This window comes from Oscillospiraceae bacterium MB24-C1 (assembly GCA_030913685.1).
In the GTDB taxonomy this organism is placed as follows: domain Bacteria; phylum Bacillota; class Clostridia; order Oscillospirales; family Ruminococcaceae; genus Yanshouia.
The window spans coordinates 965,698-984,031 of the sequence record CP133187.1; the positions used below are offsets into that span (position 1 = coordinate 965,698).

17 protein-coding genes are annotated in these 18,334 nt (G+C 45.7%); 8 read left to right on the plus strand and 9 right to left on the minus strand.

Going from position 1 to position 18,334, the window contains the following annotated elements; translation table 11 throughout:
- Positions 1-243 precede the first annotated feature (243 nt).
- The 6 genes from RBH76_04705 to RBH76_04730 form a co-directional block, all read right to left on the minus strand.
- Positions 244-792, minus strand: a complete 549-nt coding sequence (locus RBH76_04705; protein WMJ84731.1) for an N-acetyltransferase family protein — start codon at positions 790-792, stop codon at positions 244-246.
- A gap of 466 nt (positions 793-1,258) precedes the next feature.
- Positions 1,259-2,140, minus strand: coding sequence for a 3-hydroxy-5-phosphonooxypentane-2,4-dione thiolase (gene lsrF / locus RBH76_04710; protein WMJ84732.1), 882 nt, complete (start codon positions 2,138-2,140; stop codon positions 1,259-1,261).
- A gap of 149 nt (positions 2,141-2,289) precedes the next feature.
- On the minus strand, positions 2,290-3,444 hold the full coding sequence (locus RBH76_04715) for a substrate-binding domain-containing protein (protein ID WMJ84733.1): 1,155 nt from the start codon (positions 3,442-3,444) through the stop codon (positions 2,290-2,292).
- A gap of 66 nt (positions 3,445-3,510) precedes the next feature.
- On the minus strand, positions 3,511-4,539 hold the full coding sequence (locus RBH76_04720; GenBank protein WMJ84734.1) for an ABC transporter permease: 1,029 nt from the start codon (positions 4,537-4,539) through the stop codon (positions 3,511-3,513).
- Positions 4,536-5,555: an ABC transporter permease gene (locus RBH76_04725; protein WMJ84735.1), complete on the minus strand. Its 1,020-nt coding sequence runs from the start codon at positions 5,553-5,555 to the stop codon at positions 4,536-4,538. The genes RBH76_04720 and RBH76_04725 overlap by 4 nt, the downstream gene beginning before the upstream one ends.
- Positions 5,552-7,084 (minus strand): sugar ABC transporter ATP-binding protein, encoded by a 1,533-nt coding sequence (locus tag RBH76_04730; GenBank protein ID WMJ84736.1) that lies wholly within the window; start codon positions 7,082-7,084, stop codon positions 5,552-5,554. Before RBH76_04730 ends, RBH76_04725 begins: the two co-directional genes overlap by 4 nt.
- Positions 7,085-7,437: 353 nt before the next feature.
- Here RBH76_04730 and RBH76_04735 point away from each other — a divergent pair, with 353 nt between their 5' ends.
- The 8 genes from RBH76_04735 to RBH76_04770 all read left to right on the plus strand — a co-directional run bounded on the left by RBH76_04735 (position 7,438) and on the right by RBH76_04770 (position 15,591).
- Positions 7,438-8,352: a sugar-binding transcriptional regulator gene (locus RBH76_04735; protein WMJ84737.1), complete on the plus strand. Its 915-nt coding sequence runs from the start codon at positions 7,438-7,440 to the stop codon at positions 8,350-8,352.
- A 144-nt stretch (positions 8,353-8,496) separates the two neighbouring features.
- Positions 8,497-10,062, plus strand: coding sequence for an autoinducer-2 kinase (gene lsrK, locus RBH76_04740; GenBank protein WMJ84738.1), 1,566 nt, complete (start codon positions 8,497-8,499; stop codon positions 10,060-10,062).
- A 117-nt stretch (positions 10,063-10,179) separates the two neighbouring features.
- Entirely contained in the window at positions 10,180-10,530 is a 351-nt protein-coding gene (locus RBH76_04745) for a cupin domain-containing protein (protein WMJ84739.1), read from the plus strand.
- 231 nt (positions 10,531-10,761) lie between these two features.
- Complete coding sequence (locus RBH76_04750; protein WMJ84740.1) at positions 10,762-11,685, plus strand: YIEGIA domain-containing protein; 924 nt, start codon at positions 10,762-10,764, stop codon at positions 11,683-11,685.
- A complete protein-coding gene (locus RBH76_04755) occupies positions 11,678-11,866 on the plus strand; it encodes a hypothetical protein (protein WMJ84741.1) in 189 nt (62 codons plus the stop codon). The genes RBH76_04750 and RBH76_04755 overlap by 8 nt, the downstream gene beginning before the upstream one ends.
- 113 nt (positions 11,867-11,979) lie before the next feature.
- The gene (locus RBH76_04760; GenBank protein ID WMJ84742.1) at positions 11,980-14,295 is read left to right on the plus strand and encodes a xanthine dehydrogenase family protein molybdopterin-binding subunit; all 2,316 of its coding nucleotides are present in this window, start codon (positions 11,980-11,982) and stop codon (positions 14,293-14,295) included.
- The gene (locus RBH76_04765; protein ID WMJ84743.1) at positions 14,292-15,131 is read left to right on the plus strand and encodes an FAD binding domain-containing protein; all 840 of its coding nucleotides are present in this window, start codon (positions 14,292-14,294) and stop codon (positions 15,129-15,131) included. The genes RBH76_04760 and RBH76_04765 overlap by 4 nt, the downstream gene beginning before the upstream one ends.
- Positions 15,118-15,591: a (2Fe-2S)-binding protein gene (locus tag RBH76_04770; GenBank protein ID WMJ84744.1), complete on the plus strand. Its 474-nt coding sequence runs from the start codon at positions 15,118-15,120 to the stop codon at positions 15,589-15,591. The genes RBH76_04765 and RBH76_04770 overlap by 14 nt, the downstream gene beginning before the upstream one ends.
- A gap of 157 nt (positions 15,592-15,748) precedes the next feature.
- Here RBH76_04770 and RBH76_04775 read toward each other — a convergent pair whose 3' ends face one another.
- From RBH76_04775 to RBH76_04785, 3 genes are read right to left on the minus strand one after another with little or no spacing between them, the layout of a single operon-like run.
- A complete protein-coding gene (locus tag RBH76_04775; protein WMJ84745.1) occupies positions 15,749-16,438 on the minus strand; it encodes an aspartate/glutamate racemase family protein in 690 nt (229 codons plus the stop codon).
- A 22-nt stretch (positions 16,439-16,460) separates the two neighbouring features.
- The gene (locus RBH76_04780) at positions 16,461-17,309 is read right to left on the minus strand and encodes a PhzF family phenazine biosynthesis protein (protein ID WMJ84746.1); all 849 of its coding nucleotides are present in this window, start codon (positions 17,307-17,309) and stop codon (positions 16,461-16,463) included.
- A gap of 32 nt (positions 17,310-17,341) precedes the next feature.
- Positions 17,342-18,103 (minus strand): MBL fold metallo-hydrolase, encoded by a 762-nt coding sequence (locus RBH76_04785; GenBank protein ID WMJ84747.1) that lies wholly within the window; start codon positions 18,101-18,103, stop codon positions 17,342-17,344.
- Between the last annotated feature and the right edge of the window lie 231 nt (positions 18,104-18,334).

Below are 18,334 nucleotides of genomic sequence, written 5' to 3' on the forward strand. Positions count from 1 at the left end.
TTCTAGAAAAGCACTGAACATGAGATTTTTTCTAACAAACTAATCACGGCTAGTAATAAAGTCTGCTGCTCCCTGTGTTTAGCTAGGGATGTAGCGGGCTTTATTGCTAGCCGTTTGATGTTTACGTATGAACAAAATACAAAAGGTGAAAAGAAGGTATATAAATAGCAGCAAAAATCGCAAATCAGATTTCAGGCTTTAAAAATGTCATGCGCAAAAATATTATGGACATAGATAAATGTATCATATCTTTTCATCGTTGCAGCAACAGGCCGCGCTGCAGCAGCAAACACCGTCAACGTAATCGCCCGCGCTGCGCCTTTCCATCAAAACAATATTTCTCCAGTTCCCAACGCGGTCGCGACCGATTTTTTCGCGATAACCCACCATTCGAAACCCACAGCTTTCATGCAGGCGGATGCTTACCGTATTATCTTGCATAATCCCAGACTCAAGCGTCCAGAAGCCATTTTCCTCGGAAGATCGAATTAGTTCAAGCAACAGTACCTTTCCCACGCCATGTCCACGGTAGTTCTGTGCTATGTAGACACTAACCTCCGCCACACCCGCATATGCACAGCGGCCCGACACTGCGGTCAAAGCTGTCCAACCAATTACCTTACCATCTTCTATGATAACCAACCTGCAATCTTTAAGGTGTGAGGCATTCCATTCGCCCCAGGTCGGACATTGCGACTGAAATGTCGCCAGGTTGGTATTCAACCCCTCCTGATAGATTTGTCTGACTTCGGGCCAGTCGGATTCAACCATTGCTCTGATTTGATAAGCCATTGCCTTCAAACCACCTTTCGTATCATTTGCGATTTTTTATAAGTGTTCGTTTTGCTTCTATCTCAAGCGAGCAGTTCACATAAAATTTATTGGATGTGATATAACTTAATTTTAAAATTAAAATTTGTCAATATTTTTTCACCATATTTCAGTTATTAAAATTACAAATATCATTGCTGCATCAAATAACGCTTGCGGCAGTTTAGATGTTATGCATATAATAAATTGCCATCAGCTTGTGCCGATGGCAATTTGCATTATCGTTAACTACGCACTTGCGCGGCACAAGGTTTTATATCAGCGCAATGTAACGCAATTGTATGATTGGCTTGTGTTTATTATCCCTAGGTGCGAATAAACTTTCTAGGATTTTGGTAGTAAGCTGGCGGCAGTATCGAAACGATACTGCCGCCAAATTTTATAATTTAGTCAATTATCAACACCAGCTGATTGAGGTGATCGCCATCTATTTGTTACTTGCTTCCTGATAAAATTCCCAGGCTTCCTTATCGGTGAATCCTTCGTGAACAATCTTGGCGACTGCTTCAGCCATGACGGCAGGGTGATTGCTCTGAAAGATATTTCTGCCCATATCCACGCCCGCTCCGCCATGCAAAATGACATTGTAAGCCAACGTAAGCGCTTCATTTTCCGGCAATTTTTTGCCACCGGCAACGACAAGTGGAACAGGGCAAGCTGCGACAACTTCTTGAAAATCATCGCAGTAATATGTTTTGATGATATTTGCGCCTAACTCCGCCAAAATGCGGGTGGCTAGCTTAAAGAATTTTGGTGTCCGTTCCATTTCCTTGCCGACCGCTACAACGCCCATAGTGGGAATGCTGTAACGCAGACCGGCGTTGACTGCTTTTGAAAGATTATCTAAGCTTAAAAGCTGCCCATTGCCGCCTATAAAGGTTTGAATTGCCATGCAGTCGGTGTTCATACGAATGCAGTCTTCGATGTCAACTGCGATCACCTCGTGAGAGAGATCGTCATTGAGCATAGAAGAGCCAGAAGTAACACGCAAAGCGATTCCCTTTTCGCACTCTGGTGGGACGCAGGTGCGCAGCGCACCGCGCGTGCCCATTAAAACATCCACATGGGGCAATAGCTTTGGGATAATCAAATCCAGTCGCTCCAAGCCCGCAGTCGAGCCCATGAAGTAGCCGTGGTCAAATGCAAACATAACAGTTTTTCCGCTTTTTTTATTAAAAATGTTGGCAAGGTGCTTTTTCATGCCCCAGTCAAGATTATTTGCACCTTTGACGTAGAAACTCTGGTCGTTTGCAAATGGCTCATCCACATAATAGTTTTTGGATACTTTGATGCCATCGAGATCTGCCATAATGAAATCCTCCTTTTTACGGTTGATAATATTCAATGCTCTATGCCTTGCGCATCAGCGGGAAATGTACTTTCCTGCTGATGCGCAAGGCATAGCTGTAGGCAAATGATGCCACAGCCACACCAAGCGGAAGATGAGAGAAATGTAATTTAGAAATCGTAGTTATTTACGTTATCTTTGTTGAAGACGGCGCGCTCGGGGAGAAGCACCACACCATTGTTTGTCGGCGCAGTGGTAGCACCTTCAACCAGGCAGTCGTTGGGCATAATCTCAACTGTGCCAATGTTCGGGATGTCTAACTTATCTCCGACCTTAACAGTATTACCTGCTGCGAGGTAAGCGGCGAGATAGACGCCAATACCACCCTGAAGACCGCAATCCCACAGGCCCCACTGCTCAATGATTCCAGCCTCGCAATAATCCTTGATGGACATTGGGGAGGCAAATCCGGTGATGGTTATGTCCTTCTGAGTCAGTCCAGCATTCTGCACAGCTTTAAGCTGGCCAGGCAACGCGGTAGAGTCGTTACAGATGATGAGGTCAATATCTTTCTGTGCCTCGAGAATGGAAGCACCGATAGAAACGGCCTTTTCAGCGTCCTGCTCCGAGTAGTAGTTGGACGGCGCAACATTGACCCAGTTCGGATACTTTTCTTTAATGTAGGCTTCGCCGGCTACCTGCCAGGAGTTCTGGTCGGCAACCGTTGCCTGTGAGTAGTGCCAGCAATATTTTACTTCGTCCTTGACGGGGTCTACACCGCGGTTCTTCAAGGAATCCGCGCCCATATCCACCAACATTTTACCGAGGAGATCAGGTGTGCCCTGAGAGACCATCAGGCTTCGCGCAGTATCAGAAACGTCCGAGTCCCAGGTGACGACGGTCATGCCCGCAGCAATAGCGTCTGTTAGCGCCGAGTCAAGACCGGTAGCGTCAACCGAAGAGACACAAATGGCATCTGCACCTGTCGCAATGGCGTTGTTGATGACCTGCACCTGATCGGCAACAGCGGCATTGGGGCTGCCCTGATAATCAACGGTGAATCCCCAGCTTTTGGCATATTCTTGTGCGCCCTTGTTGGCAGATTCAAAGAATGCGTTTCCGGTAAGCTTCGGGACAAATACGACGGTTTTGCCTTTCACCGATCCGTCGGTCGCGGCTTCTTGAGATGCCGGTGCGGCAGCGGAAGAAGGCGTTTGCGGAGCCGAAGCGGGCGCCGCAGTGGAAGAGGCAGGGGCGGAATTTCCGCATGCAGCTAATGAAAGCGCCAATGTCATTGCAAGCGTGAGAGCCAAAATCCTTTTCATTCAATTTTCCTCCTGTTTTAGTCAGTTTTATTTGAAACACATTTGTGTTTACAAATATACATTAACTTAGGTGTTTTTTACTCCCGCCTTGAATAGTTTGCGAAACATTATAGAAAAGCTGCGGTTTTGTGCCAGAGAGCGCCCGATTATAACAATAAGCAGCAGCATACCCACTGGGATATCAAGATATTGCGTGCTTACCTTAAAGCAGAGAGGAAGTCCAAACTTGAGTACGCCGATCACCACGGCAGCCAGCGCTGTACCGATGATGCTGCCCTTGCCACCAGTGTTAAGCGTTCCGCCGAGGACAACGGCCGTGATAATAGGTAGCGTAAACGAAAGGCCGATATCGCTCTTGGCGGTACCCAGATAAGCGGTCAACACAATACCGGCGATGGAAGCCCCCACGGCTGAAAGCATATAGGTACTCATGATGACGAGACGTGTGTTAATACCCGACATTTCGGCTGCCTGTTGATTAACTCCAACCAGAAATACGCGTCTTCCGTATTTAGATTTGTGCAGCAATATGTAACAAATGGTAATTAACACGACAAACAGAATGATCTGGAATGGGATAACGCCGAACATTTTATATTTGGCTATGCGGGTGAACTGCTCCGGAAAGCCGCTGATGCCCTTGTAGCTCGCAGTTGCAGAAAGATTTGATATCAGCAGGGCCACGCCAGAGTAAAGAAAGCTACCGCCTAGCGTCACCACCATGGGCTGCACTTTACAGTAAGCTACAAAAAAACCCGAAAGTGCCCCGCAAAATGCTGCTATGACCATCGAAAGAATAACCGCTACCCAGATATTCAACCCCGCGTCCTGCCAGCTGACCCCAATAACAATAGAGGTCAAACCGACAATAGAACCAGCTTGTATATCAATTCCGCCTGTAATCATAACAAAGGTCACAAACAGGGAAATGATACAGATTGAAATGATGTCATTGATCGACAGGAGCATACGTGCCAGAGTAAACTTGCTGCTGGCCATAGAAAAAATGACAATTTCCAAAACGAGGATGGTGAGCAGTGCCGCTTCCCAACTGGCTAAAGGCTTTTTTAAGCGCTTGATAAACGTACTGTTCATGTCGTTTGCCCCCCCTTGGTTATTTGCACTGCCGAGGTGCGGGCTGACAGCCGCTCTCTGCGGTTTTTCTCAGCCACTCGCTGTTGCATCAGGGCGTCTACAACCACGATTGTAATTAACAAAACACCAGTGATGGTATTGTCGTAGTCGGATGAGAAACCGAGAAAAACCAGTATGCGACTGATTGAGGACATGATTATGGCCCCTATTGACGAGCCGATGATGCTGCCCAGTCCACCGGTAAGGCTTATTCCACCGAGGACGCAGGCTGCGATGGCTTTCATCTCGTAGTTGACGCCGGCTGTCGGCGTAATAAAGCCGATTCGTGAGGAGTAGACAATGCCTGCGACAGCGGCAAAAGCGCCGCACAGAATATAAGCGCAAATTTTTGTGGTGCGCACCGGAATTCCAACCAGCGTTGCGCCGGCGGCATTGTCACCAACCGAAATAAAATATTTACCTCGGCGCGTTCGGGTTAAAATGACATGAATTGCAATGATGGCGATTAGGACAACGGCATAAAAAACAGTTAAACTGCCAACGAGCTTTTTCTGCGATACGAGGGTGAATTCAGCGGGCAGATTCTCGACCCAGGCACCATGGGTGTAAACATAGATCAGCCCTCTAACCACGCCGTTTGTGCCTAATGTGAATATAAGGGAAGGTATGCCCATGACCGCGATGCCCCAGCCATTGATTAGCCCGATGACGCTACCTACGCAAATTCCGGCGACAAAAGCGATACCCCAGCTTGCTCCGTCGCGAAGCAACGTTGACGATACTGCCGCCGAAAGGCCCAGTGTGGCACCTATCGAAACATCAATCTCACCGGTCAGTATGACAAATGCGATACCGGCTGCGAGCAAGGTAAAAACAACACTGTCATTCAGGCAGTTGATCAGTGAAGTGGGTGCAAGAAAAGCTGGATTGATCAAGCCGACTCCGCCGAATAAAAGAACGAGAAACATCAGGCTGCTTATCTCGCGCGCTTTAATAAACTTTTTGATTAGGTTCATGTGCGCACCTGCTTTCCGTCCAATACGCCAAAGGCGGCCGACATCAGGCTGTCCTGATTGATCTCTTCCTTTGAAAACTCGCTGTTAATTCGCCCCTGATACATCGTGACAACACGATCTGAAAGTTCGATTATTTCTTCCATATCCGAAGAGATGAGCATGATGGCGACACCCTGATCGCGTAGCTTGTGGATTATGGTGTATACTTCGGCGCGTGCTGCGGCATCTATTCCTCTGGTGGGCTCGTCGAGTATAACCAGATTGGGATTGGTGGAAAGCGCTCTGCCAATGACGATTTTTTGCTGGTTTCCGCCCGAAAGGCTGCCCGTTATCTGATCCTGACCGGTCACCTTAATGTGAAAATCCTGAACGTAGCATTCAGTTAGGTCGCACTCCGCCTTTTTGCTGAGAAAAAACCTGCCCATCGAAAGATTATAAAGGATGGAGGAAGTTGTATTTGCCGCCACATCGCTAATCTTAAACAGACCATGCAAATGCCGGTCCTCCGGTACATAGTTGATGCCGGCCTGTATGACTTTGGCTGTGGAAAAACCGGTGATATCCCTGTCTTTCAGCAGGACTTTTCCACTTAAAATAGTATCCCGCCCGATTATGGTGGTTGCAAGCTCGGTTCGTCCGGCACCCACAACGCCCGCAACGCCCAATATTTCACCCGGATAGACCTCTAAATTGATGTTGCTAAACCCGTAACCAGAAAGTTCTTTGACAGTGAGCACCGGCTTCAAAGTTGTGTAGTCAATTGCGGTTATTCTGCACCCGGTCTTTTCGTCACATTTCACCTCGATACTCGGGGGTAGCAGACCCTTGACCAACATTTCGCGCGTGAAGTCTTCTATCGGCCCGCGCAGTGTTACAATGCCATCTCTAAGAATAGCAACGTGAGTGGCAATTTCGAACACTTCGTTAAGACGATGCGTGATATAGATGATGCCGATGTTCTTGGCCTTTAAATCGGCTATGCAGGCAAACAAGCTGCCTACCTCGTCGAAGGTAAGGGCGCTGGTTGGCTCATCCAAAATAAGTAGACGCGCATTTCGCAGCAGCCCCCTTAGTATTTCTACCAGTTGCTGCTCCGCTATCGAAAGACTACTCGCCTTTCTGTTCATATCCAGCTGCCAGCCTACTTCATCCATAAGCGTCGCTAGTCTGCTGCGCAGGATGGAGGTTTTCTGTTCAAAACCGATAAGAATGTTTTCCTCTACCGTCATATTCGGGAATATCATCGGCTCCTGTGGCACCATATATATGCCGTGAGACAAGGCCAGCGCGGGCTTTGTAAGATGAACCTTTTTGCCATCAATTTCAATACTGCCGTTGTCCGGCTGGTAAATTCCCATAATAATTTTCATTAAGGTGCTTTTGCCTGCGCCGTTGCCGCCGATAAGCGCGACCACTTCGCCTGCGTTGACCGTTAGATCAATGCCTTTAAGAACGGCGTTTTGCCCGAAAGACTTATGGATATTCAGGGCGGAAAGAATAGTAGCATTGGCCGCCTTTTGTTCTGCCATACCCGTACCTCCGTGTAACTCTTTGCTTCGTGAACAAAAGTTTTGATTGACGATTTTTATTCCATGTTCTTTTGAGACAATGATAATTTATTTAAAAACGATTGTCAATTGATCGAATTGTGCCCTCCTTTCATGAAATTGGATATTTTACATAATTACCCGTTGCTAAATTAGGCGTTATTAAGAATAAAGGCGCAAAATTAGTCGCTCTGCACAAAGGAAACAATTGGGATTCTTATAAATTCCTCAAAAATAATTTTTCCGATATTTGTTTGACAACGCTATGCTTTGGCTGATATACTTAAACAAAAGAAAACATTAATTACATTTGTTTAAGAAAAGTGGAGAATTGAATGAATTACGAAGAGTCGTTGATCATTAAAACAGCATGGTACTATTATTTAGAAAATATGACGCAGCAGCGCATTGCCGAGATATTAGGAATTTCTCGCATACGCGTCATTAAACTATTAGAAAAAGCAAGGCAGACTGGTGTCATCCAGTTTAAAGTGCGTAGGGACAGTGCCGTCCGCATGACCCTTGAAAAAAAGCTTTGCGAAAAATATCATTTACAAGATTCTTTTGTCGTGCCGACCAACCCAGAGGCAGATGGTGTCAATGAAACCATCGCCAAAGCCGCGGCAATGTATATTAGTGATCGCATCAACGAAAATACTTATATCAATATCGGCTACGGTGATACACCCAGCCGTGTACTTAATAATCTTGCTATGATGAGCGAGAAGCCAATCACCTGCATTTCGCTTACCGGTGGTGTCAACTATTACCTGCCCAACACGCATTCGCAGACTTTCAACGCCAGACTGTTTTTGATGCCCGCTCCGTTGATCGCCTCTTCTGACACGCTGGCCCACGCCATGCGCCAAGAAGCGTCGGTGACCGAAATATCGCGCATGGCTATGCTTGCGGGCATCACAGTCGTCGGCATCGGTGGCATGTCGGAGGACGCCACTATTTTCAAATCCGGCATCTTGAGCAAAAATGATCTGCTCTATCTTAAAATGCAGGGTGCGGTTGGCGATATGCTCAGTCATTTCCTTGATGAAAATGGCAACCTTTTAAACCACGATGTTGAAGATCGGTTGATCAGCACGCCTTTAGAAACGATCAAAGGGCTTGACAATGTCATAGGTGTAGCAGCGGGCAATGACAAGGTTGCCGCTATACGTGCGGTGCTGCGCGGCTCTTATCTCGATGTGCTCATTACCGATGAGAATACAGCACATCAGCTTTTAGAGAACGAATAGCGCCAGAGCGCAAACGAAGCTTAATGGCAGTTATTCACTGTTTCAGGTCGTCCATGCAGTTTTATTTTACAATAATCCCGGGTTAAATCAGCGCGTTTTATGGCAGCAAAACCTGATATAGAAGCTAAAAGGAGGTTATCAATCGTGTCTCAGAAATATTTGATGGCGCTTGATGCAGGTACAGGCAGCGTTCGGGCTGTTGTATTTGACATTTGTGGGAACCAGGTCGGTTGTGTCCAGCGTGAATGGACACATGCTGAAAACCCACAGTGGCCCGGTAGTATGGATTTCAACTGGGTACATAATTGGACTCTTGCCTGTGAATGCATTCAAAAAGTTCTAGTGGAAGCGCAAATCTCCTCTGCTGATATTGCGGCGGTGTCCACAACTTGTATGCGTGAGGGCATTGTGCTTTACGACGCTACTGGAACCGAAATTTGGGCCTGTGCAAACGTAGATGCCCGCAGTACCGATGAAGTAGGCCAGCTTATCGCACTAAACCCTGAGCTAGAGAAGGAAATTTATCTTGAGTCAGGTCAGACCTATGCACTAGGCGCCCTGCCACGGCTGCTTTGGGTTAAAAATAAGATGCCTGAAGTTTATGAAAAAACTGCAACCATTGGTATGTTCAACGACTGGTTGATATATAAACTGACGGGCGTACTTGAAATTGAGCCTAGTAACGGTTCCACAACCGGTATATTTAATCTTAAAAACAGAGCGTGGAACGCTGAAATTGCACGCAAATGCGGCCTTCGGGACGACATATTCCCACCTGTACGCGAATGCGGCTGCAAAATTGCACAGGTCAGCGAACAGGGCGCCCGGCAGACTGGCCTAGCGACCGGAACCGCCGTTGTTGTCGGCGGAGGCGACGCGCAGCTGGGTTGCATCGGTGTCGGAGCCGTTGACGCGGGTCAGGCCGCGGTGTTTGGCGGCAGCTTTTGGCAGTATGAATATAATACGGCTGACGGCAGTACCGACCCTGGCTGCCGGGTGCGTGTCAACTGTCATGCCGTTCCGGGCATCTGGCAATATGAGGCACTGGCTTTTAAGCCCGGCTTGGTCATGCGTTGGTTCAGAGACGGTTTCTGTCAGCTCGAACAGCAGTTCGGCTGTCAAACAGGGCAAGACCCTTATTATTTAATGGATCAAGAGGCCGCAAAGATACCCGCTGGTTGCTACGGTATGATGTGCGCTTTTTCGGATGTCATGAACTATATCAACTGGAAGCACGCCGCACCTACTTTTACCAACTTTGATCTGGATCCCCAGCGCTTTAATCGCTATACATTTTACCGCGCTATTTTAGAAAATACCGCGCTGATCACAAAGGGCCATCTAGAACTGGTGCGCGAAGCTACCGGCAATGCGCCGGATGAAATTATTTTTGCCGGGGGCGCTTCGAAAAGTCCACTCTGGTGTCAGATTCTTTCCGATGCCCTCGGTATACCTGTAAAGGTGCCGGTTGTAAAAGAAGCCACCGCGCTTGGCGCTGCAATCCTTGCGGGATATGGCGTCGGTATTTTCAGCGATATTTCTCAGACGGCACATAATCTGGTTAAGTGGGATAGAACCTACACCCCCAACATGGAAAATCACGCGGTTTACAGCGAGAATTATCAGCGTTGGAAACAGGTTTATAAGGCACAACTTACACTTTGCGACCAAAAACTGACCAAAAATATGTGGATTGCCCCCGGGCTTTAGATTTGAGTCATTTCAAGCGAGAAGTCTAAGTGCTCTATCTAGCAAAACGATTGACTTTTGCGCCATCATCGCGGCGTATCCAATGCATAATAATTACTAAAAAGGTGGGTGTACTAAATGTATGTATTAAATGAAAGCGAACGGGAATATCGCTTTGGCAACAGCGGGCCAAAATATTTGATGAAAGGCCCCCGAATGAATTTTGCTGTGGTACAGTTTTTGGCGGGAGAAGATTTCACCGCACATTTCCATAACACGATGGAGGAGAATTTCTTCATTTTAGAGGGTGAGATTGATATTGTCGTCGATGGCAAGGTCAATAAGCTTAAGCAGGGAGATTTTATACATATTGAACCGGGTGAAATTCATTATTGCGTGAACAACTCTAACGCGTTAGTAAAAATGATTTCAACTCTTGCACCTTTTCAGGAAATAGACAAGGTCGATATTCCAGACTATAAGTACTGATTGTCGCATCGCCTAACAGCGGAAAGTTTATATTTGCTACCCAAGTACCATCAATTGATCACTCCTGTTTATCAATCCAACAAATCCCAACTCAATCTATTGCCGGCGGTTGCTTTTTACATGAGGAAAGCAACCGCCGGCAGCTTATGTCAAAAATGCGGGGTTAGAATATCTACTTTTTTGTATAAACAGTAAGAGCACCGAGATAATAGCAATAAAAAGAGGTATCATATGGAAGCAGTAGAAAAAACTTTACAGCAATCCGATATCGTTTTGATTCTAAGCGGTATTATCATGGGTACGGTGGCTAGAATAATCACGCTAAATGTCGACTATCGCCAAAATCCGAGTTATCCGGGCGGCTTTTTGATCAACCTGATAACTGGATTTGTGGCCGCAGTACTGGGTTCGGTTGCAATTCCGGCGCTCTTGGCTAGGAACTTTACCGCGGTTACATTCTTAACAATCGGCGTACAGCATTTTCGTGATATCCGAAAACTCGAGATGAATAGCTTATCCAAATTGGAGGATATAGAATATACCCAAAGAGGAGCTGCCTATATTGATGGTATTGCAAAAACGTATGAGGCTCGAAATTATATTTCTCTGCTGACGTCTTTGTTCACCGTATTGGCCATGAAAATTTTTTATGCCGATAACCTTATCGTTGATTGTCTTGTAGGGTTGGTTACTGGCTTAATAGCAATTTATATCTTTAAAACTTTTACTAAAGGAAAGACCATTGGTGACATATGCGACATATCTGAAGGTAAAATCACTATCGAACACTCAGAGCTATTTGTAGACGGCATGTTCGTCACCAACTTATTAGGCACCGACAGAAGTCGGGCGCTATTTCTTAACGAAGGTATCGCGGTTGTTATTACGCCCAAAAAAGATATATTTAGAATAACCCTCGATAACTTTGGGCAGCGACAGGCTATTCTATTTGAAGCTGCCAGATCTTTTGGCGTTAAACGTTTTAGATTTACGAGAAAAAACTACAAGAGCGGCAAATTAATAGTAGCTTTTGTTCCTATAATTCATAATATTGATGCATTGGTTAGCGTAGTTAAAAAGACACCCATTCTAGAGAACAGCAGAAAGATTCATTCGATTATGTCATCTTATTCAGGAGGCAATCAAAATGGGTAAACAATCTCCCGAAATAGCGGTTTATATAACAACCAATAGAGACAGGGTTATAACAGGCAATGCTTTAACACTAGTAATACCAGATGAAAATGAAAGAAAGAAAAGTGTCACAGATATCTCTAAGGCTCTTAGAGGAAATGTTTTGCAACTTCAAAATGGCGATTATTTAATTATTGTTTAATTAAATAATCACATAAAGCGCCATCCTTTTTGGGTGGCGCTTCTTCTAGTGAATATTTTAAAATTTGGAAGTGAACACTTCATATATATTTTACTATAAAGGTGTATAACCAAATGAATACTGCCATTGGAAAAAATGTTCAGCGCAAGGAAGCCTGGGACAAGGTTACAGGAAGAGCCCAATATACAGACGATCTGCCTAAGATAGGCGTTCTGTTTGCCCGTTTGCTTACAAGCACCTATGCCCATGCCCGCATTGAAAGCATCGACATTTCTAAGGCTATCGTTTTAAAAGGTGTAAAAACAGTGTTAACCGGCGCGGACTGCTCCGAATTATTTGGACCATTGTTGCAAGACCGTCCAGCGCTAGCGCGCGATGTCGTGCGTTATGCCGGAGAACCGGTGGCGATGGTGGTTGCGGTAGACGAGCCCACAGCTGAAAAAGCGGTGCGATTAATCAAAGTTCAATACCGACAGCTACCAGTTGTTTTGACGCCTTCTCAAGCGTTATGCAAAGACGCAGTACTGGTGCATAATCAGGCTAATGAATATAAAAAAGTATTAAAGGACATTTATCCCGAATCGGGAACCAATATTGCCAGCCGTTACTGCATGCGCAAGGGAAATTGTGATTTTGCTTTTGCCGGTTGCGATCATATCGTTCAAAAACGTTTCTTCTTGCCGCCTTCTGACCATCTTGCTATGGAGGTTCGCTCAGCCAGAGCAGAAATTTCTGCGGATGGTACCGTTCATATTACCACGTCCTCACAAGCGCCCTACGCCGTTAGAAAACATGTTTCAAAAGCATTTTCAATTTCCTCCGGAAAAATGCAGGTGCATGTACCGTTCGTCGGGGGCGCATTTGGCGGAAAAGCTCCTGTTACGCTAGAAATCTTAGCTTTTCTAGCTTCTCGAAGCGTAGGCGGCAAAGCCGTGCAGCTTACCATTCCCAGAGAACAAGACATGGCTTCAGCCCCCTGCCGCATTGGGCTGGAGGCTAATATTAAAATTGGCGTTAATAAAAAGGGGGTTATCCAAGCGGCAGAATTAACTTATTGGTTAGATTGCGGTGCTTATACCGACATTTCACCCTATATGACCAAAGCCATTGCAGTAGACTGCACCGGACCTTACCATGTTGAAAACCTCTCGTGCGATGCACTTTGCGTATATACCAACCACACCTACGCCACATCTTATCGAAGCTTTGCGCACGAATCGTATACCTTTTGCATAGAACGGGTTCTGGATATTTTGGCACGAAAATGTCAGATGGACCCCCTTGAACTTCGCATCCGAAATGCAATCCGCCCCGGTAGCCTGACACCTTCACGCGTTCTGATGGGCGATTTGCCAAAGTGCCTAAATCAAGTAAAACATCTGTCGCAATGGAATGGTGGAACCCCTGTTCTAATAAAAAAAGACACCGTTAACGCCAAGGGGGTGGCGTGCTTTTGGAAAACTGAAAATCCGCCTACAAACGCGATATCCGGTGCGCTTATCACCTTTAATCCCGACGGAAGCGTCAATTTGAACACGGGCGTTGTTGAAATGGGTTCCGGCGGACAGACCCATCTCGCGCAAATACTAGCCGAAAAATTAAAGATTGATGTGCAGCAGGTTCACGTTGTTATGGATGTTGACACGCGAGTTGCACCAGAACACTGGAAAACCGTAGCCAGCCTCACTGAATACATGGCAGGTTTTGCCGTGTTAAAGGCCGCCGATGACCTAATCTATCAGTTAAAATGCAACGGTTCTCAAGCTTTTGGATGTACCTTGGATGAGATTGAAGTCGCCCACGGACGAGTGTACTGCAAAAAAAATCTGAAGCAATATATAGAGTTTAAAGAAATTGTACAAGGGTATAAAGCGCCTGACGGCACCTCTATCGGAGAACCTGTGATGGGGCGTGGGGGTTTTATGCTCAAAGGGCTTTGTATGCTTGACAAGGAAACGGGACAAGGTAAAACCGGTCCCGACTGGTCGCTAGGCGCACAAGTAGTCGAAATAGAAGCGGATTTAAAAACCTATACCTATCGCATTATCTCCGCTTCTACTGTGATGGATGTAGGCAATGTGATAAATCCTGAAGCAATGCGTGCCATGGTGGCGGGTGGCATGGCAATGGGTATTAGTATGGCTAGCCGCGAATCATTTTCATTTAATTCACAAGGCATTTTGCAATCGCCTACTCTGCGAACCTATAAGCTATTGCACATCGGTCAGGAGCCTGATTATCGCGTCGGATTTGTGGAAACACCGGAAGACGGCTCACCCTATGGTGTACGAAGCTATTCAGAGCACGGCATCATCGGTATACCTGCGGCACTAGGAAATGCCTTGTCCGCCGCTTTCGGGATAGAGCTTGTATCACTTCCGCTGACACCAGAGAGAATTTGGCGAATGGCTAAGGAGAGCAACGTATGATTCCATTTGAATTTATCTATTGCCGCCCAAATACTTTGGCTGAAGCCGTGGAAGCATTTGTTCAACTGCAAACTGAAGGGCAAAATCCATTTTATTACGCGGGCGGAAGCGAGATCATTACAATGTGTAGAGCGGGCAGTATCCACCCTGGCGCGGTGATAGATATAAAGTCTATTCCAGAGTGCAACCAGCTTGAGGTGGATAACGACGTTTTAAATATCGGCGGGGCGTGCAGTCTTAACAAGATTAAAGAATCCAAGCTGTTCCCTTTGCTTAGATTGGCCTGCGGACGCATTGCAGACCACACCAACCAATGCCGTATCACGCTGGGCGGAAATCTGTGCGGAACCATCATTTACCGCGAGACCAGTCTTGCACTTCTTGTTTCGGATGCTCAGGTAACTCTGCTGGGACCAGAAGGGCGACGTACAGTTTCTTTTAAAAGCATATTTAACGGTAGAATAAATCTAAAACCCGGTGAATTTATTGTACAGGTGCAAATACCCTCTTGGGCACTAAACGAACGTTATGCACATATTAAAAAAACTGAAAATGAAAAAATAGATTACCCCTTGGTGACGGTTGCGGCTATCTGGAAGGGAGATGTTTTGCGTGCAGCATTTTCAGGCCTCTGCTCTTTTCCATTTCGCAGCGAGGAGATAGAGTCCGTTTTAAACGATCGTAGCTTATCCTGCGAGATCAGGGCAGAAAAAGCAGCCCAACTGTTGCCCGATGCAGCATATAACGACGTAGAAGGTTCCGGTGAGTATCGTGTTTTTGTACTGCGAAACACGCTATGCACCCTTTTGGAGGATTGGGAAAGTGGTAAGATATAATGGAAAAACTGTCGTTTCGCTTAATGTTAACGGAGAGACGCATGAATTAGCTGTGAGACCCTCGGATATTTTGTTGGACGTACTGCGTGAACAGTTGGGTTTGACCGGCGCGAAGCCCGGCTGCAAAAATGGAGATTGCGGTGCATGTACCATTATAATGGACGGTTTACCCATGAAATCCTGCCTGATTCTTGCCGTTGAAGCGCAGGGGCACGATGTTTTAACTGTGGAAGGGCTTGGCGGTACATCGATGGTTCAACAATCATTTGTAAATCAAAATGCGGTTCAGTGCGGTTACTGCACGTCTGGTTTTTTAATGGTTTGCCACGCACTCAAAATGAATCACCCGATTTTTCCGGGAGAATATATCATCGAAGAATGGTTGCAGTCAAATTTATGTCGTTGCACCAGCTATCAGGAAATCCGCAAAGCCGTGCGCATGATGTACGAGTTGACTTGACTTATTGCTTAGTTTTCCAGCACGTTGTTTTGAAAATAGCAAAGTTTGAGGGACGCGCTTAAACAAAAGTTTATAGCGCGTCCCTTTATATTTACGGAAACTCAAATTCTTTGTCTTGTCAAGTGCTTATAATTTCGTAAGTTGTTAATGCATGCTTTTAAGTGATAGCCTTTATCGCCGCTTTTTGTGCATGAATTTGCGTCGTGTCAAACACAGGCAGCGGAGAATCCTCTTGCTGAATCAACAATCCTATTTCGGTGCAGCCAAGAATTACACCTTCAGCACCACTGTTCTTTAACTGTTCAATGATCCGCATATACTGTTTACGAGATTCATCTGATATAATCCCAAGGCACAGTTCATCATAAATAACATGATTCACCAGTTCCACATCTACGGCATCGGGAATAATAACCGTTATCCCTCTGGATATGAGCTTTTCCTTATAAAAATCTTGAGTCATCGTATATTTTGTACCTAATAGCGCTACTTTTTTGACGCCGGCCTGTTCTAGAGCGTCTGCGGTAGCATCTGCAATATGAACGATTGGGATATCGATTTGTTCCTGAATCTGAGGTGCAATTTTATGCATCGTATTCGTGCAGATTACGATAAAATTTGCGCCCGCTTTCTCCAGATTTTTTGCGGCATCTGCGAGAATATCGGCGCTCTTGTCCCACTCGCCCTTCGCCTGGCACTCCTCAATTTCGGCAAAATCGACACTGTACAAGAATATTTTAGCGGAATGGAGACCACCCAATTTTTCTTTAACCGTTTCATTTATAAGCTGATAATATTTAACCGTGCTTTCCCAGCTCATTCCGCCAATCAAACCTATGGTTTTCATTGTATTCCCTCCTGAAATTTAGTTAAACAAAGAGCTGCCCTCTTGCAACGATTTTAACATCCCCAGCCACCTTGATTTCTCCTGTTGACTGATCAGCAAAAACTGTAATTATGCTGGGTCTCCCCACAAAATCGCCTTGACTAATATTAATTTTTTCTGTCGCATTACAGAACCCTCTTTTAAAAAGATAGGCCCCGGTCGGCCCGGCCGCACTGCCGGTTGCTACATCTTCTACCGCACCTGAATTGTCCCACGTGCGCCCTTCCATTTTATCAACGTCAAAAACATAGACAAACTTTGCATTTACCTTACTCAATAGAGCCTCAAAATTCCTTACACTAATTTTCGCCTGCCCCAGCCCAGAAGTGAGTGGAACAATTAAATAGGGCAATCCAGTTGAGACAACTTCTATCGGAAGCGTAGGGTGAAGATTGTCAGCGGTAAGATTCAAAGCCTGTAAAAACATTGCTTTTCCTTCACCCTCAACTGTTCCTAAAAACTCAGGGATGCCTTGATTCATCGTGGCGTGATAGTATTTATCCTTTTTTATCGTTTCTGATTGTAGCGTTTTTTTGTTCAACTCAAATACTGTGGTTATTCTGCTTTCCTCTGAATACAAGTTTTCATGGACGGTTGCCACCGCCCCCAAAATCGGATGCCCTGCAAAGTCCAATTCCTCTTCCACAGTAAATATTCTAGCGCGAAAACGTTTCTCTCCAACTTGTTTTAGAAAAATAGTTTCAAATTGCTTAAATTCCTGCGCCGTTCTCTGCATGTATTGAGTATCAAGCTCTTCTTCATGAATAATAACTGTTAATCCGTTTCCTGATAAACTTTTTGAACTGAATACATCTGCATGACAGTAAATCATTTACTCTCCCCTTTTCAGCAATATACCAATCATCACAGCCAGATGGCCCAATCACCGTAGTCGAAGGTGCCGCTACCATGATGCAGGTTGCCATCGGCCTTCAGCTGGCGGAAAGCGTCTCGCATACGCACCAGAATCTCTGGTTGAATATCCAGACTGTGATGAGCTGGAAACACCTTTTTGACGGGGAGGGCTGCAATCTTTTCAAGCGACGTGAGATATGCCTGTGGATCAGTGGAAGGGTAGTACGCGAACAGTGTATCCTTGTAGACAAGATCGCCGGTGAATAAGTATCCACGCTCCGGCTCCCAAAAGCAAAGATGCCCAGGAGAATGCCCCGGCGTATGTAGCGCAGTGATCATGCGCCCACCTAGGTCGATGGTGTCACCATCGTGTAGTAACCGCGTGGGTGTTCCCTGAAAGAACTTATAAGTGTTGACGTCATAACCCTCCGGTAGATCGCAACGGTCTGTAACCATCTCTCGGATGGTATCCATCGTCAGCGGAAATTCACCGTTTAGCCAGTTTAATTCCGTCTCATGGGCGTAAAAATCTGGGTAGTATTCGTGCCCGCCGATATGATCCCAATGGATATGTGTCGCTACGGCAGCCACCGGCTTGTCCGTCAGTTTTTTCACTTCTTCAGAGATGTTACAGATGCCAAGCCCGGTATCAATGAGCAAACACCGCTCTCTACCTTCAATCAGATAACAGTGCGTTTCCTCCCAATGGCGGTATTCGCTGATAATATGCGTATTTGCATCAATTTGATCAAGTGTAAACCATTTTTTCATTTCAATTCTTCCTTTATGTAATATAAAATTTCTTCCTGCTACTCTGCTAGATTGTATAAGTTATATTTTAGTTATTTGGGATTGTTAAAAAAGCTTAAATATACTCTTTACATTTTTATTGAGCTCTTTTGAGATAATATTTATGATCAATTCCTCAATAGAAGCCAAGAACGTTATGCCCAACAACAGTGCGATAGTGAAATTAAAACCGAAAGCGGCATAGAGCAGCGG

Coding starts and splice junctions, on each gene's coding strand:
- RBH76_04705 (WMJ84731.1), bottom strand. CDS start 792: ATGGCTTATCAAATCAGAGCAATGGTTGAATCCGACTGGCCCGAAGTC.
- lsrF (WMJ84732.1), bottom strand. CDS start 2,140: ATGGCAGATCTCGATGGCATCAAAGTATCCAAAAACTATTATGTGGAT.
- RBH76_04715 (WMJ84733.1), bottom strand. CDS start 3,444: ATGAAAAGGATTTTGGCTCTCACGCTTGCAATGACATTGGCGCTTTCA.
- RBH76_04720 (WMJ84734.1), bottom strand. CDS start 4,539: ATGAACAGTACGTTTATCAAGCGCTTAAAAAAGCCTTTAGCCAGTTGG.
- RBH76_04725 (WMJ84735.1), bottom strand. CDS start 5,555: ATGAACCTAATCAAAAAGTTTATTAAAGCGCGCGAGATAAGCAGCCTG.
- RBH76_04730 (WMJ84736.1), bottom strand. CDS start 7,084: ATGGCAGAACAAAAGGCGGCCAATGCTACTATTCTTTCCGCCCTGAAT.
- RBH76_04735 (WMJ84737.1), top strand. CDS start 7,438: ATGAATTACGAAGAGTCGTTGATCATTAAAACAGCATGGTACTATTAT.
- RBH76_04745 (WMJ84739.1), top strand. CDS start 10,180: ATGTATGTATTAAATGAAAGCGAACGGGAATATCGCTTTGGCAACAGC.
- RBH76_04750 (WMJ84740.1), top strand. CDS start 10,762: ATGGAAGCAGTAGAAAAAACTTTACAGCAATCCGATATCGTTTTGATT.
- RBH76_04755 (WMJ84741.1), top strand. CDS start 11,678: ATGGGTAAACAATCTCCCGAAATAGCGGTTTATATAACAACCAATAGA.
- RBH76_04760 (WMJ84742.1), top strand. CDS start 11,980: ATGAATACTGCCATTGGAAAAAATGTTCAGCGCAAGGAAGCCTGGGAC.
- RBH76_04765 (WMJ84743.1), top strand. CDS start 14,292: ATGATTCCATTTGAATTTATCTATTGCCGCCCAAATACTTTGGCTGAA.
- RBH76_04775 (WMJ84745.1), bottom strand. CDS start 16,438: ATGAAAACCATAGGTTTGATTGGCGGAATGAGCTGGGAAAGCACGGTT.
- RBH76_04780 (WMJ84746.1), bottom strand. CDS start 17,309: ATGATTTACTGTCATGCAGATGTATTCAGTTCAAAAAGTTTATCAGGA.
- RBH76_04785 (WMJ84747.1), bottom strand. CDS start 18,103: ATGAAAAAATGGTTTACACTTGATCAAATTGATGCAAATACGCATATT.